This is a genomic window from Pedobacter aquatilis (assembly GCF_030409415.1).
In the GTDB taxonomy this organism is placed as follows: Bacteria; Bacteroidota; Bacteroidia; order Sphingobacteriales; family Sphingobacteriaceae; genus Pedobacter; species Pedobacter aquatilis.
Genome location: NZ_JAUFPW010000012.1, coordinates 1 through 15,215, shown reverse-complemented (window position 1 = coordinate 15,215; position 15,215 = coordinate 1). Strand labels below are relative to the sequence as shown.

17 protein-coding genes are annotated in these 15,215 nt (G+C 35.4%); 7 read left to right on the top strand and 10 right to left on the bottom strand.

Features of this window, described 5'->3' with window-relative positions; genetic code table 11:
- Positions 1-40: 40 nt before the first annotated feature.
- Entirely contained in the window at positions 41-1,093 is a 1,053-nt protein-coding gene (locus tag QWY86_RS04030; RefSeq protein WP_290239036.1) for a TerC/Alx family metal homeostasis membrane protein, read from the bottom strand.
- Positions 1,093-2,064: a polyprenyl synthetase family protein gene (locus QWY86_RS04025; protein ID WP_290239034.1), complete on the bottom strand. Its 972-nt coding sequence runs from the start codon at positions 2,062-2,064 to the stop codon at positions 1,093-1,095. Before QWY86_RS04025 ends, QWY86_RS04030 begins: the two co-directional genes overlap by 1 nt.
- 285 nt (positions 2,065-2,349) lie before the next feature.
- On the opposite strand from QWY86_RS04025, the gene QWY86_RS04020 reads away from it, so the two are divergent.
- Positions 2,350-2,877 carry a DinB family protein gene (locus QWY86_RS04020; protein ID WP_290239032.1) on the top strand — a complete coding sequence of 176 codons (528 nt, stop codon included), beginning with the start codon at positions 2,350-2,352 and terminating at the stop codon, positions 2,875-2,877.
- Positions 2,878-3,870: an alpha/beta hydrolase gene (locus tag QWY86_RS04015; protein ID WP_290239030.1), complete on the top strand. Its 993-nt coding sequence runs from the start codon at positions 2,878-2,880 to the stop codon at positions 3,868-3,870.
- A 91-nt stretch (positions 3,871-3,961) separates the two neighbouring features.
- Here QWY86_RS04015 and QWY86_RS04010 read toward each other — a convergent pair whose 3' ends face one another.
- From QWY86_RS04010 to QWY86_RS03995, 4 genes are all read right to left on the bottom strand, one after another.
- Positions 3,962-4,930 carry a YpdA family putative bacillithiol disulfide reductase gene (locus QWY86_RS04010; RefSeq protein WP_290239027.1) on the bottom strand — a complete coding sequence of 323 codons (969 nt, stop codon included), beginning with the start codon at positions 4,928-4,930 and terminating at the stop codon, positions 3,962-3,964.
- A 236-nt stretch (positions 4,931-5,166) separates the two neighbouring features.
- Positions 5,167-6,579, bottom strand: a complete 1,413-nt coding sequence (locus QWY86_RS04005; RefSeq protein WP_290239026.1) for an MBL fold metallo-hydrolase — start codon at positions 6,577-6,579, stop codon at positions 5,167-5,169.
- A gap of 222 nt (positions 6,580-6,801) precedes the next feature.
- The gene (locus QWY86_RS04000; protein WP_290239024.1) at positions 6,802-7,467 is read right to left on the bottom strand and encodes a tetratricopeptide repeat protein; all 666 of its coding nucleotides are present in this window, start codon (positions 7,465-7,467) and stop codon (positions 6,802-6,804) included.
- A 124-nt stretch (positions 7,468-7,591) separates the two neighbouring features.
- Entirely contained in the window at positions 7,592-7,999 is a 408-nt protein-coding gene (locus tag QWY86_RS03995) for a hypothetical protein (protein ID WP_290239022.1), read from the bottom strand.
- An 85-nt stretch (positions 8,000-8,084) separates the two neighbouring features.
- Here QWY86_RS03995 and recF point away from each other — a divergent pair, with 85 nt between their 5' ends.
- Together recF and QWY86_RS03985 are read left to right on the top strand one after the other, a co-directional pair.
- A complete protein-coding gene (gene recF, locus QWY86_RS03990) occupies positions 8,085-9,188 on the top strand; it encodes a DNA replication/repair protein RecF (RefSeq protein WP_290239020.1) in 1,104 nt (367 codons plus the stop codon).
- Entirely contained in the window at positions 9,181-9,471 is a 291-nt protein-coding gene (locus QWY86_RS03985) for a DciA family protein (RefSeq protein WP_290239017.1), read from the top strand. The genes recF and QWY86_RS03985 overlap by 8 nt, the downstream gene beginning before the upstream one ends.
- A gap of 14 nt (positions 9,472-9,485) precedes the next feature.
- Here QWY86_RS03985 and QWY86_RS03980 read toward each other — a convergent pair whose 3' ends face one another.
- The 4 genes from QWY86_RS03980 to QWY86_RS03965 all read right to left on the bottom strand — a co-directional run bounded on the left by QWY86_RS03980 (position 9,486) and on the right by QWY86_RS03965 (position 11,556).
- Positions 9,486-9,992 carry a hypothetical protein gene (locus QWY86_RS03980; RefSeq protein WP_290239015.1) on the bottom strand — a complete coding sequence of 169 codons (507 nt, stop codon included), beginning with the start codon at positions 9,990-9,992 and terminating at the stop codon, positions 9,486-9,488.
- A gap of 75 nt (positions 9,993-10,067) precedes the next feature.
- Entirely contained in the window at positions 10,068-10,241 is a 174-nt protein-coding gene (locus tag QWY86_RS03975) for a hypothetical protein (RefSeq protein WP_290239013.1), read from the bottom strand.
- Between the two features lie 56 nt (positions 10,242-10,297).
- Positions 10,298-11,035 carry a BamJ family beta-barrel-assembly machinery protein gene (gene bamJ / locus QWY86_RS03970; protein WP_290239011.1) on the bottom strand — a complete coding sequence of 246 codons (738 nt, stop codon included), beginning with the start codon at positions 11,033-11,035 and terminating at the stop codon, positions 10,298-10,300.
- 101 nt (positions 11,036-11,136) lie between these two features.
- Positions 11,137-11,556, bottom strand: coding sequence for a nucleoside-diphosphate kinase (locus QWY86_RS03965; RefSeq protein ID WP_056088170.1), 420 nt, complete (start codon positions 11,554-11,556; stop codon positions 11,137-11,139).
- 215 nt (positions 11,557-11,771) lie between these two features.
- On the opposite strand from QWY86_RS03965, the gene QWY86_RS03960 reads away from it, so the two are divergent.
- The 3 genes from QWY86_RS03960 (at position 11,772) to QWY86_RS03950 (ending at position 15,076) form a co-directional block, all read left to right on the top strand.
- Positions 11,772-12,782 carry a DHH family phosphoesterase gene (locus tag QWY86_RS03960; RefSeq protein ID WP_290239005.1) on the top strand — a complete coding sequence of 337 codons (1,011 nt, stop codon included), beginning with the start codon at positions 11,772-11,774 and terminating at the stop codon, positions 12,780-12,782.
- Positions 12,783-12,857: 75 nt separating this feature from the next.
- Entirely contained in the window at positions 12,858-13,853 is a 996-nt protein-coding gene (locus tag QWY86_RS03955) for an FKBP-type peptidyl-prolyl cis-trans isomerase (protein ID WP_290239003.1), read from the top strand.
- Between the two features lie 455 nt (positions 13,854-14,308).
- Positions 14,309-15,076 carry a TatD family hydrolase gene (locus QWY86_RS03950; protein WP_290239002.1) on the top strand — a complete coding sequence of 256 codons (768 nt, stop codon included), beginning with the start codon at positions 14,309-14,311 and terminating at the stop codon, positions 15,074-15,076.
- Positions 15,077-15,215: the final 139 nt, after the last annotated feature.

The window sequence follows — 15,215 nt, the reverse complement described above, 5'->3', positions numbered from 1 at the left end:
CTTATACTTATATGAAGCTTACATTTCTTATCTGGTAAACTTAAGTATGATGTACTTTTTTCTTTGGAAAAACCAGTGAAGCAACCACGCTAATTACCAGAATGCTCAGAATAATGATTAACGAATGTTCTGTTGTGAAGCCCCATTTTTCCAAATAAACATGACCTAACATTTTTATACCGATAAAAGCCAAAAGAAACGCCAAACCAGTTTTTAGATAGTGAAATTTATGGATAATATTGACCAAAAGAAAGAACATAGAACGTAATCCCATGATGGCAAAAATATTTGAGAAAAATACAATATATGGATCTTTAGTAACTGCAAATATTGCCGGAATAGAATCTACAGCGAAAAGCAAATCGGTAAATTCTACGATTAATAAAACCAGAAATAATGGCGTAACCATGCGTTTATGGTTTATTCTAACAAAGAAGTTTTTGCCTTCGTATTTGGGATGTATTGCAAAAATTTTGGATGCAAATTTAACAACCGGATGGTTTTCAGGGTCTATTTTATCATCTTCCTCCTTGCTGAAAAACATTTTTACGCCGGTAAAAACCAGAAATGCACCGAAAATATAAAGTATCCAGGCAAATTTTGTAATTAATGCTGCACCTACAAAAATGAAAATAAAACGCATAATAATTGCGCCTAAAATGCCCCAAAATAGCACACGGTGATAATATTTTTCTTCGACAGCAAAGGCTGAGAAAATTAATACAATTACAAAAATATTATCTACTGATAGTGCATATTCAATAACATAGCCCGTTAAAAATTCCAAGCCGAGGTTTTGCCTGTAAACCGCCAAACTCTGTGGAAAATCGTCGGGTATCAGTTTAATGTGGTGTTGATGTTTAGTAACGATGTATTGTAATCGTTTAAAATCTTCAATACCATGTAATTGATGACCTTCGGTTAGCAGCAAAAAGTAAAAACCAAGCGCAAGTCCAACCATTATCAAGCTCATAATGCCAGCTTGTTTTAAACTTACAACATGCTCTTTCTTACTAAAAAGACCTAAATCAAGTGCTAAAATAAGCACTATAAATAACAGGAAACCCAGACTGAAAAGTAATTCGTTACTCATTATTTCTTACGTTCGGTAGTATATAAAACGAGTTGTTCGAGTCCCGTTCTCGCTTCGCCGGCTTCAAATTCATGTAAAATATCAAAAGCTTCCTTTTGGTATTCTAGCATTTTTTGATTAGCGTAATAAACGCCTTCCTTTGCGTTTACAAAATCAATGATCTCCTGAATTTTCACTGCATCATCCTGATGGTTTTTCACCAGATTAATAATACGCTTCCTTTCAGATTTTTCGGCTTTATTTAGTGCATAAATTAAAGGTAAAGTCACTTTCTTTTCTTTAATGTCTATGCCCAAAGGTTTTCCAACATCATCCGTACCGAAATCAAAAGTATCATCCTTAATCTGAAAAGCTATTCCCACCTTTTCGCCAAACAAGCGCATTTTTTCAATCGTAGAATCATCTGCACCTGATGAAGCTGCGCCTGCAGCACAACAAGATGCAATTAACGAAGCCGTTTTCTGACGGATAACATCAAAATACAAATCTTCCGAAATATCCATTCGCCTTACCTTTTCAACCTGCAACAATTCGCCCTCACTCATTTGCTTAACCGCTTCTGATACAATCTGTAACAATCGATGTTCGTTATTGTTCACAGAAAGCAACAAACCTTTTGCTAAAAGATAATCGCCCACCAAAACGGCAATTTTATTTTTCCATAAAGCATTTATAGAGAAAAAACCACGACGCTCGTATGCATTATCCACCACATCATCATGTACCAGCGTTGCCGTGTGTAAAAGCTCTACTAAAGCCGCCCCACGATGCGTAGATTCGGTAATTCCGCCACAAAGTTTTGCAGCAAAAAAAACAAACATCGGGCGCATTTGCTTCCCTTTTTGCTTTACAATATAATGTGTAATCCTATCCAGCAATGGTGCATCGCTGTGCATAGATTCTTTAAAGGTTTTTTCAAACGCTTTAATATCGGCTGCTATTGGTGTTTTTATCTGTTCGATTCCCGGCATTAAGTCGAAAAAATTTTGACTGCAAACTTAAGCTTATTTCCCATAAAAAGATAATCTATAATGCTAATAATAAGGATTTGGAAAGGAACTACAAATTACATTCTTCAGTCCCGCCATCGCCTATAGTCCTCACCTCATGCTTCGGCTTGCGGGCTATTTGGCTTTGTCGGGTTTAATAAACAAAATTATCTGCAATAAAAACTCAAAGCGCAGATTTTTAAATCCCATTGCAGGTTTCGGTTGTTCATTAAATATTTTACCTTTAATTAGAAAAAAGTTGTATCAATGTCGCAAAAACTCGAAGTCTGGCAAAGAGGTCCATTACCCGAATATGTAACCATATTGCAACCTATTGCTCATGCATTTTTACAGGCGAGAGAAGAAATAAATGAATACATGCAACAATTCCCGGTAGAATTGCTTTGGCTACGTCCTGCAAATATGGCATCTGTAGGTTTTCATCTTCAGCATTTGAGTGGCGTACTCGATAGAGTTTTTACTTATGCCAGAGCAGAAAAGTTATCTGATTTTCAATTCGAACAATTGTATGAAGAAGGAAAAGATGCAGCAGAGGGTTACAGCGTTGAAGCATTAGTTAAAAGATTTGATAAACAAGTTGATATAGCTTTGCTGCAATTAAAAAATACTGACGAAGCAACGTTAAGCGATTATCGCGGCGTTGGAAGAGCAGGTTTGCCATCAACAGTTATTGGATTACTATTCCATGCCGCAGAACACACCATGCGCCATGTTGGCCAATTAATGGTTACCGCAGCAGTGGTAAAAGAAATTCATTCAAAATCAATCCTCTAAATGAAAAAACGTTACAAAGTTTTACTAGGGCTTTCGGCAATATTAGTAGCAGGCTATTTAATGGGCCCCAAACCTAAAAAACCACTTTACAATGCCGAACCAATTAATGTTCCCGATTTAAAAGACCTTGATAATTACGTTAAAACGATTGAAGGAAAGCATAAAATTAAGCCTGGTAACGAAGCCGAGATTGTTTGGGCAGATTCAAGCCATATGCAAACTGAGTATGCAATTGTCTATTTGCATGGCTTTTCTGCATCCAAAACAGAGGGTAATCCGGTTCATTTAAATCTTGCGAAAAAGTTAAAAGCAAACCTATATTTATCGCGATTAGCCGATCATGGTGTCGATACCATTGCACCTTTACAACATTTTACCGCCGATGGATTGTGGAATACCAGTAAACAAGCATTCGCAATTGGTAAAAAGCTGGGGAAGAAAGTAATTTTAATCGGCACATCAACCGGTGGCACAGTTGCCTTAAAACTTGCGGCAACTTATCCAGAGATTAACAGTTTGATTTTATTATCTCCAAATGTTGCTATAAATGATAGAAATGCCTGGATGTTAAATGACCCTTGGGGTTTGCAAATTGCCAGAAAGGTTTTAGGTAGTGATGAACGCACCGTTGATGGCAGAACTTTAGAATACAAAAAATACTGGTACACCAATTACCGGATAGAATCTTTAGTTCAACTGCAGGAATTTGTAGAAACCACTATGCTCAAAAGTGTTTTTGAAAAAGTAAAACAACCTGTTTTAATGGTTTATTATTACAAAAATGAACTTGAACAAGATCCCGTTGTTCGAGTTGATGCAATGATAAAAATGTATGATGAACTTGGTACTTCTCCTGCCTTAAAACGTAAGGTTGCAATTCCAAATGCCAATAATCATGTATTAGGCAGCTATCTAACATCAAAAGATTTGCCAAGTGTAGAATCAGCGATTGATGGTTTTGTAGAAACAGTTTTGAAGGTGCCTACTCATTAACGATATTTCCTATCGTCATCCTGAACTTGTTTCAGTGCCTCATACAAATAGATACTGAAACAGGTTCAGCATGACGACTTAATTAAGCTTTTTACCCAACAATATTCCTCACAATCAATTCTGAGTGAACACGAGAGTTTTCGATAAAAAGCTTATGTGTATCTAAGCCTCCGCAAACTACACCGGCAAGGTAAAGTCCTTTCACATTTGTTTCCATCGTTTCTTCGTTGTAAGCCGGACATAAACTTTCAGGTAAATCAATTCCAAATTTGCGCAACATCGAAAAATCGGGTTGATAACCCGTCATTGCAATTACAAAATCATTAGGAATGGTTTTCACACCTTCTGGCGTTTTTATATCTACTTCGTTTGCTCTGATTTCAAGCAGTTCAGAATTAAAAATCGCTGTAATTTCACCTTCCTTAATTCGATTTTCAATATCCGGACGAACCCAGTACTTCACATGCGGACCAAGTTCATTGCCTCTAATGATAATTGTAACCTTTGCACCTTTTCTATACGTTTCCAGTGCAGCATCTACGCCAGAATTATTTGCTCCAACAACTACCACGTTTTGAAAAGCATATAAATGTGGGTCTTTATAGTAATGTGTAACCTTAGGCAAATCCTCACCAGGAACATTTAACATCAGCGGAACATCGTAAAAGCCCGTTGCAACAATTACGTTTTTTGCTGTGTAATCAGTTTTTGAAGTATTGATTTTAAACAAGTCATCATCTTCTTTTTTTACCTGATTCACACGTTCGAAAAGGTTAATTTTCAATTCAAACTTTTCGGCCACACGGCGATAATATTCAACAGCTTCATTTCTATTCGGCTTCGGGCTAATCGTTACGAAAGGCACTCCCCCAATTTCTAATTTTTGCGAAGTAGAAAAAAAGGTCATAAAAACCGGATAGTTATAAAGACTGTTTACTAGTGCACCTTTTTCTATAATTAAATAACTAAGGTTAGCTTTTTGGGCTTCGATAGCACAAGCCATACCAATTGGGCCAGCGCCAATGATGATGATATCGAAATGATTTTGGTTTCCTGACATACCTTTATATCTATTGTAGAATTTAGCCTTTTAGCTAGGCCTAACCACTAAATCTTCGTTCTACTTTAATCCGGCCTAGCAAATTTTTCGGGAAGAACTGTCAAAACCAATCCACAATCTTTAATAGAAAAATTTTAAACCGGCAATTTTGTTTCTTTTGTTGTCAAAAGAAAAAAGCCCGTCCGGCCAGGACAGAAAGATTGCTTCGTGCCTCGCAATGACGAGCATAGAAAATTTTAAACTTTCATCGCTTTACTCGGGCAAGCAAAATCCGTTCTTTTTAAACCTGTATTTTTAATAGCACCGTAACCGCCAGCAACATCAATTACGTTTTCTACACCACGAGATTTTAAAATCGATGCTGCAATCATAGAACGATAACCACCTGCACAATGAATGTAATAAGTAAATTTTGTATCTATTTCTTCCATCCAATCGTCAATAAAATCCAAAGGTCGACTTAACGTAAACTCCAAATGTTCTGATTCATATTCACCGGGCTTGCGAACATCTAAAGCGATAATTTCATTTTGATTAACTGCCTCCTCGAAAGTCTCGGCAGAAATCGTTTCTATATTATCAATTTCTTTATCTGTAGAAATCCAGTTTTCGAATCCATTTTCCAAGTAACCGATTGTATTATCGTAACCCACACGAGTTAAACGCGTAATAGTTTCTTGCTCTTTACCAGCATCCGTAACCAATAAAATTGGTTGTTGCAAATCATTAATTAATGCACCAACCCAAGGTGCAAATTGCCCATTTAAACCAATATTTATAGAATTAGGTATAAATGCTTTCGCAAAAACCTGTGGATCGCGAGTATCTAATATTAAGGCACCAGTTTGATTTGCCAAGTCTTCAAAAGCTTGTGGCGTTAATGGATTAAGTCCTTTCTCAAAAACTTCATCAATACTTTCTACTGAACCTTTATTAATTGCCGCATTCTTTGCAAAATACTGTGGCGGAGGCATAATTCCATCCGTAACTTCGGCAATAAACTGTTCTTTTGTTTGTGCTTTTAAAGCATAATTAACTGCTTTTTGATGGCCTAAAGTATCAAACGTTTCTTTACTCATGCTTTTGCCACAAGCAGAACCTGCACCATGAGCAGGGTAAACGATTACATCATCTGCCAAAGGCTTAATTTTTTCATTTAATGAATCGTAAAGCATTCCTGCCAAATCTTCCATTGTTAAATTTCCTTTTTGTGCTAAATCCGGGCGACCAACATCACCAATAAAAAGTGTATCGCCACTAAAGATGCAATGGTCTTTAGCGTTTTCATCTTTTAAGAGATATGTAGTTGATTCTAGCGTATGTCCGGGCGTGTGCAAGACTTTAATGGTTAGGTTACCAATTTTAAATTGTTCTCCATCCTTAGCAATATGTGATTTAAATTCAGTTTTGGCCGTTGGACCGTAAACTATTTCAGCCCCAGATTTTTCAGATAAATCAACATGACCAGAAACAAAATCGGCATGAAAATGAGTTTCAAAAATATATTTAATTTTTGCTCCAGCTTTTTCTGCCTTTTTTAAATAGGTTGAAACTTCTCTCAAAGGATCAATTATCGCAGCTTCTCCATTACTTTCTATATAATATGCAGCTTCTGCTAAACAACCTGTGTAAATCTGTTCTATCTTCATATTTAATCTTTTCGTCAACCTGAATTCATTTCAGGGTCTTATTTGATAGATGCTGAATTAAATTCAGCATGACGATTGCGTTAAAGACAAAAATAGAGCTAATTACTCATATCTGGTGTGACTTCCATCATAATTGCAGAAGTTTTACTTTTAAACTTAACTTCCAAGAGCAAAAAAAAAGACCATCTTTCGATAATCTTTTCACAAATATTTAGTTAATGATTATTTAACTTGTTCTTCAGCTCTTGCAATGTAAGCATCAATTAACTGCGCTTCTTGACTTTCAGGATACTGAGATTTAATTTTATTGTAAGCTTCAGCAGCACCTTTAAAGTCTTTCAGGTTCTCGTTTACTAAACCTAATTTCTTTAAAAACATTGGCGAAGTAAATTTGCTCGCTTTATCAGCCGCTTTTTTATAATAAGTTGATGCTTGTTTGTAGTCTTTCAATTCGCTGTATGCATCACCCAATAAACCTAAAGCTAATGGATCTGCAACCGGGCTACCTGTAGCACTATATTTACTCAAAGCATCAATAGCTTGTTTATATTCGCCTTTGCGTAAATAAATACCACCTAAATATAGGTTAGCTAAATTAGCAGATTTAGTATTATCATAATCTTTAGCAACCTGCTCCAAACCAGGGTAACCGCCTTCACCTTTAATCGCTTTGTTAGATAAAGAATCTACACCGATTAACTGCTCTGCTTTGAACATTTTACTTGCAGCTTCTTCAGCACGATCTTTTAAGTAAACGTTTTGGTACCAAAAATAAACGCCTATTAATACCACTACAGCACCCGCAATAAATAGCAGGCTTTTATTGTTTTCCTGTAAAAAAGAACCTTTTCTAATAGGTTGAGTTGTCTGATTATCTGTTGTAGACATGTTTGTTTAAAAAATTTAAGATTGCAAAAATACGTTTTTCAATCAAAGTATCAACCTTTATTTTTAAGTATTTAATTAAACTATAGTTATTTAGAAGCTGGAAATATGGTAAATTGTGTTTCTCTTACCTTAGCAAACTAATTAAGGTGTTAAACCAGGTTTTATTATCACTAAAAATACCTTTATAGTTAATAATAAGGTATATGGTTTGACTTTCAGAGTTGCGAATAAAAGACTTAATGCGGATGGGTTGCCAAAATACACAAAAGTTTTTTACAGATGTTGCCGGAAATAAATCGTCAAAGCCCATGTAAACCTCTTCAATGTGCGAAAGTGGAAGTTCTAAATGTTCATCGCCAGTAATGAAAAGACCATTTGATGCCAGTAAAATATTACCTTCGTGACTGTGCATTGGCCTTATAAAGGAGAATATCCCGGCAATGTTTTTTAGCCAACCGTATCTTTTATCGTTGTTTAGTTCGTGATCGTATGACCAGAGAACGTTACCTTCTAACATTTTTTGTGCTACCATTTATTTTTTCTTGAAATGAATGTAAGCTTTAATTTTTAACATTAACCACTTAAAGGGTAAAAATTAGGTAAATTGCGACATATTTATGTGGTTAAAGAACATTACCCTTCTTAATTTTAAAAATTACAGCGATGCCGGAATCAGCTTTTCTGAAACCGTCAATGTATTTACCGGCAATAATGGCTCTGGCAAAACTAATATGTTAGATGCCATTCATTATCTGTGTTTGTGCAAAAGCTATTTTAACCCGATTGATGGACAGCAAATTAAAACCGGGGCTGATATTTTTATGATTCAGGGTGATTTTGACCGCAATGAAAGAAACGAAAAGATTAGCTGTGGCGTAAAGAGAAGCCAGAAAAAGCAGTTCAAAAGAAACAAAAAGGAGTACGATAAACTTGCAGACCACATTGGTTTATTTCCGGTCGTAATGGTTTCGCCATACGATGTTAATTTGATTATGGAAGGTAGTGAAGAACGCCGGAAATTTGTTGATAATGTGATTTCTCAAACTGATGCACATTATTTAGATCAATTAATTGGTTATAACCGCGTTTTGGCAAACCGAAATGCAATGCTTAAGCAAATTGCTATTACAAAAAGATACGACCCAACTTTGCTCGAAATTATGGATGAGCAATTGGTTTTGGCTGGTAATAAAATCTTCGCTACACGGAAAGCTTTCATGGATGATTTCATTCCCCTGTTTAATCAATACTATATTTACTTAACGGATAATAATGAGTTGGTCGATTTAAATTATCAATCTCAATTAATTGAAACACCTTTTGAAGAATTGCTGAAAAAATCAGTTGAAAAAGATAGGGTTTTAGAACGCACAACTACTGGTATCCATAAGGATGAGCTGGTATTTAGCATTCATGAAATGCCACTCAAAAAATTCGGATCGCAAGGTCAGCAGAAATCATTTTTAATTGCTTTAAAACTTGCACAATATGCTTATCTGGCAAAAAATAAGGGCTTTAAGCCATTACTTTTACTTGATGATATTTTCGATAAACTGGATGATAACCGTGTTCAGAAACTAATGCAAATGGTTTCGCATCACGATTTCGGACAAATTTTTATTACCGATACAGGCATCGAAAGAGTAAAATCAATTTTTAAAAAGATAGAAGTTGATGTAACTTTGTTTGAAGTAGATAACGGCCAGATTCAAAATGCGTAAACCCAACGATGTAACCTTAAAAGATGCCATCAGCAAAATGCTGGATGTTTACAGAATACGCCGCAAATTTGATGAAACCTCTATTGTAGCCATTTGGCCTGAGATAATGGGCACAGCAATTGCAAACCGTACAAAACAAATCTACATTCATGATAAAAAACTTTTCATCAGGATAGAATCATCCGTAATAAAAAATGAATTGGTTTTAGTAAGAGCAGGAATTATACAAAAACTAAATGACCACGCAGGAAGCGTTGTGATAAACGAAATTGTGTTTTTGTAGAAAAGCGGTAAGCTTTAAAATTCATACATATTACTTCCCTTTAAGTTTTCAATTGCATTCATCGCATTTGATTTCAAAGTTTTATACGCAAATAAATCATCTTCTAGCACTAATGAATCAGGTTTATATTGATTGAGAAATGTTTGTGTATGAATATTATAGTCATTGAGAAACTCACTCATTGATATCACATCAGCTTCGAAGCCTTCGTTTTCTAAATTAAATTTACAATAGCTTTTGTAAGATAATAATATTTCACCTGCACCATCTTCATATATGGATGTTCCCATCACTAACCATTCATTTGGGTTATCGGTCATAAAAATTTCTTCATGTGATTCTGACCCTCCAACAGAATAAAGAATTTTAAATTCAACAATCATCGTTTTTATTGAACCAACAATACTACAATTGAAAGAAAAGCCATATTCGAAATGACCATCATTCATCCGTTCGACTAAATGTTCTTCATTAAATAAATATTCTTTAACGGTTATCGGTTGTAAGTTAAAAATTTTCATCACGCCAATATAAACACAAAAAGGCTGGCAATTATAATTGCCAGCCTTTAATTAAAGTCTTTAATTTGTTTTAACTTATCCTTTACCGCCGAACACTTTAGATAGAATCCAGATGATAAGCGCAACTACGATTACTACAATAATAATTCCCGACCAAACGCCGGCTTTAAAAATACCTTGAGCCAATTCGCAACTGGTTAAGGTAGTGCACAAAAATGCAATAAGTACTAAAGGCAATGTTCTTTTCATGTGATGTCAATTTGCTATAATTAACATCAAACCCGAAAGAAAGTTTTATTTTAAGGCTATTTGCCGTTAACTTTTAACAATTCAATTTCAAAAATCAAGGTGCTGTAAGGTGGGATATCTGGACCATATCCACGCTCGCCGTAAGCTAAATTGTAGGGAACGAAGAACTTGTATTTTGAACCTCCATTCATTAACTGTACACCTTCAGTCCAACCTTTAATTACCTGGTTTAAAGTAAAAGTGATTGGCTCGCCTCTATCATAAGAACTGTCAAATTGCTTTCCATCAAGCAATGTTCCTTTATAATTTACTAAAACAGAATCCGTTGCCGTTGGCTTCGCACCGTTTCCAGCTTTCAACACTTCATATTGTAATCCGCTTGCAGTTGTTTGCACACCTGCACGTTTTTTATTTTGCTCCAAAAATGCTTTTCCTTCTGCAATTTTGCTTGCAAATTTGCTTTTATTGGCATTATTTAATACTGTTGAAATGGCTTGTTGCGCTTGTTGCTGATCTAAAACTGTTTTTGCATCAGTAAAGGCATCTTTTAAGCCTTTTAATAATATATCGTAATTTAAGGTTGATAAACCGGTTGTTTTTAAACTTGCACCAATTGAAATGCCGAATGCATAACTGGCCGAATCTAAAGATGATTTTAATACGGCTGGAGAAGCAGTTGGTTTTGCTGCAGCTTTGGTTGCTATTGCTGGTTTTTTAGCTACAGGTTTTTTAGTTTGTGCAAATGATGTGATAGCGATACCAGAAGCCAATACCGTTAAGAAAATTTTTTTCATTTAATTTATATTGTGTTTGAAAGGCGAAAGATACAAAACTTATAAAACATAAAAACCCCGAAATATTTCAGGGTTTTCATGTTTTATATTTTAGAATATGCTTAGAAACGCTCGTCTGCCTTGAAGAAGAAATTACCTTCAATTTCTGCATTCTCGTCAGAATCTGAACCGTGAACTGCATTTGCATCTATTGATTTTGCATATTTTTGACGGATTGTACCTTCTGCAGCCTCAGCTGGATTAGTAGCACCGATTAATTTTCTGAAATCTTCAATTGCATTATCTTTTTCTAAAATAGCGGCAACAATTGGTCCTGAAGACATGAAACTTACTAAATCTTTATAAAAAGGACGCTCAGCGTGTACTGCATAAAACTGACCAGCAGTTTCATCAGTTAATTTAGTATATTTTAATGCAATGATTTTAAAACCAGCATTAGTAATGTCGTTTAAAATAGATCCGATATGGCCGTTTGCAACTGCATCTGGCTTAATCATTGTAAAAGTTCTGTTAGTGCTCATTGTGCTTTGATATCAATTTTTCTGCAAAAGTACGTTTTATTGATGAAAGAAAAAGCCTAAATAACAATCTCTTTATCGCCTAAACCAAGTTGTTAAACAATTACATTAAGGCATTGTTCGTAAAATTTATAAGGATGTTAGATACAAAAGCAATTAAACGGTTAAATAACAGTTTAACTAACACTAAATTTAATTAGCTTTGCAGCGCAAAAATTATGCTTACATTAACAGAACTAAAATCCATTCTGGCTTCGCCACAGAAAATTGTTATCACTACACATCATAAACCTGATGGTGATGCAATGGGCTCATCGCTAGGATTGTACGGTTATCTTATTCAAAAAGGTCATCACGTAAAAGTGATTACCCCTACTGATTACCCAACTTTTTTACATTGGATGCCAAATAATGCTGATGTTGTAATTTTTACAGAGGAACAAGAAAAAGCAGCAAAATTAGTAGAAGAAGCAGCGCTGATTTTCTGCCTTGATTTTAACACCCTTAGCAGAATTAACGAGCTTGGTGAATTGGTAAGAGCAGCATCTGCGAAAAAAGTGATGATAGACCATCACCTTGAGCCAGAAGATTTTGACGATTACCGCCATTGGGACATAAATGCTTGCGCTGCAGCGCAACTGGTGTACGATTTTATCGCCAACCAGCTAAATGACAGTAACGGTATTAATAAAGATGTAGCAACTTGTTTATATACCGGTATCATGACCGATTCTGCTTCATTTCGTTTTCCATTAGCTACATCAAATGTTTATCGCATTGCGGCAAATTTAATTGATTTAGGTGCCGAGCATTATAAAATACATCAATTGGTTTATGATAACGCAAGCGAAGACCGCCTTAGGTTTTTAGGTTATTGCCTATCCAACAAATTAGAAGTTTTTCATGAGTTTAACACGGCAATTATTACCGTAAATAAAGAAGAACTTGCAAAATACCACAGCGCAACAGGCGATACCGAAGGCGTTGTAAATTATGCCTTATCTATAAATGGAATTCGTTTGGCAGCATTAATTATCGAAAGACCAGATAAGGTAAAATTATCTTTACGCTCTACCGGCGATTTTCCTGCAAATGAAATTTGTAAAAAATATTTTAACGGCGGCGGACATAGAAATGCTGCCGGAGGTGCATCAGATAAATCTTTAGCAGATGTTATAGAAGAATTTAAATCAATTTTACCAGAGTATAAAAGCCAGTTAATCGCTTAAAAATTTAAACAGAAATATAAATAATAATGAAATGGCTCAGCTAATTTCATGACAAAAAAACAATTCAATAAAATAATGAAAAAAGGAATTATTATTCTATTTGCAGCAACAATGGGTTTGGTTGCATGTAACAATTACAAAAAGGGCGAAGGCGATTTGCAATACAAAATCTTAAAAGATGAAGGCAAAGAAAAAATTAAAGAAGGCGATTTTGTAAAATTAAACGGTATTCAAACAGTTGAAGGCACAACCAACGCAGATTCTACTTTAGTAAACACTTACGATAATGAGCGTCCGGCATTCTTTCCAATAAACAAATCTATGTTTAAGGGCGATTTAGTTGCGGCTTTAAAAATGTTAGGCGAAGGCGATAGCGCATCATTCAAATTAAATTTAGATTCGATGGCTAAATATTCTGGCCAACCAAAACCAGCTGGTTTAAAATCTAACTATGCAACTTTTACAGTGAAAATCGAAAAAGTATTACACAAAGCTACAAACGAAGCTGATTCTACATTCGAGAAAAAGAAAAGAGATTTCTTTGAAACTGAATACAAAGCTTTAATCGACAAAAACAAAGCTAATGAGCCTGCAAAAATCAAAAAATACATTGATGAAAATAAATTGGAGGTTAAGACAACTGCTTCAGGTTTAAACTACATCATCGAGAAACCAGGTAACGCAGAAAGAGCTGCATTAACGGATACTGCAATTGTTGATTACACTGGTCAATTTACCAGCAAAAAAAGCAATGGAGACCCAAATGTATTTGATACTTCTGATGAAAAAACCGCTAAAAAAGCTGGCATTCACTCTCCAATGGCACAATATACTGCTCGTCCGTTAGTGTTAAACCAATTGGCTCCAGGTTTTGTAGAAGGTGTTCAACTAATTGGTGTTGGTGGTAAAATCAAAATCATTATTCCTTCTAAATTAGGTTATGGCGAAAATGGTGGTGGTCCAATCAACCCATTCACGCCATTGGTTTTCGATATCGAAATCAAAGCGATTAAGAAAGGTCCGGCTGGTGCTCCTGTTGCAGCACAACCTATGGCAACTCCTGCTCAATAATTATAGTTTAAAACATATTAAAGCCTCAGGATTTATAATTCTGAGGCTTTTATTTGAGCTTTTTTGGAGCGGATTGTTTCTGTTTCATGGCAACACCTGTCTCGCCAATGCTGCAATCTTTTGGCTCGAAAAAACTTCAGTCCGATAACTTACAAAGTTAAGGAAGCATTTGGAGCGGAACTTCGTAAGTTTAGTTAGCCAAAAGTATTTCCGCGTATGTCGGGGCTATTTAACAACGGTTGCTTTTACGCCATACAAAACTGACCACGGTTTATAAACCTGATTGGAGTGAAAATACTTTTTGGATTGTCATCCTGAGCGTAGTCGAAGGACAACCAAAAAGATTGCAACGGAAAGCAGGACTGCAAGCTGCCAAAAGCTTAAAAACATCCATTTTCAAAAAAATAGCACAATTCAAAAAGCTAGTCCATTTTTTAAATCCTTACCTTTGCCCCATGAATTTTACTGACACTCACACGCATTTATATTATGAACAGGACGCAGAAAAGCAAGCTCAATTGATGGAGCGTTGTTTTGAAAATAATGTTAACCGTTTGTTTTTGCCAAATGTTGATGTGGCTTCAATTAAAATGATTGATGACTTGGTGAAAAAATACCCTGATAATTGTTTTGCTATGGCAGGCTTGCACCCTTGCGATGTTAAAGATGATTATGAAACTCAACTGGAAGAAATATACAACAGTATTGAAGGCAGAAAAATTTATGCAATCGGCGAAATTGGAATTGATTTATACTGGGACAAAACCACTTTAGGCATTCAGCAAGATGCCTTTCGTAAACAAATTAATTGGGCCAAAGATTTAGGTTTACCAATTGTTATCCATTGCAGAGAGGCTTTTGATGAGGTTTTTGAAGTATTGGAGGCAGAAAAAGACGATAAATTAAGAGGCATTTTCCATTGCTTCACAGGTAATGAACAACAAGCCAACCAAGCTATTAATTTGAATTTTTACCTCGGAATTGGCGGCGTAGTAACTTTTAAAAAAGCTGGATTAGATCAGGTTTTGGTTAATATTCCACTCGAAAAACTGGTACTCGAGACCGATTCACCTTACCTTGCCCCGGTTCCATTTCGAGGCAAACCAAACGAAAGCAGCTATTTAATTTATGTTGCTCAAAAGCTGGCCGATATTTATAATGTATCGGTAGAGGAAATTGCGAACATTACTACAGCTAATTCTAAGAAAATTTTTGGCGTGTAAATTGGTTATTATTGATTAATAAATCCTCCCCCTGCCCCAATGTCATTAACTTAAGGCTCATATCGCTCTTTTGTAGTTGGTCCATGTTTGATATTTTCCTTTGGTTCTTTTACTTTTTACGATTCGCAAGAGTTGTCTG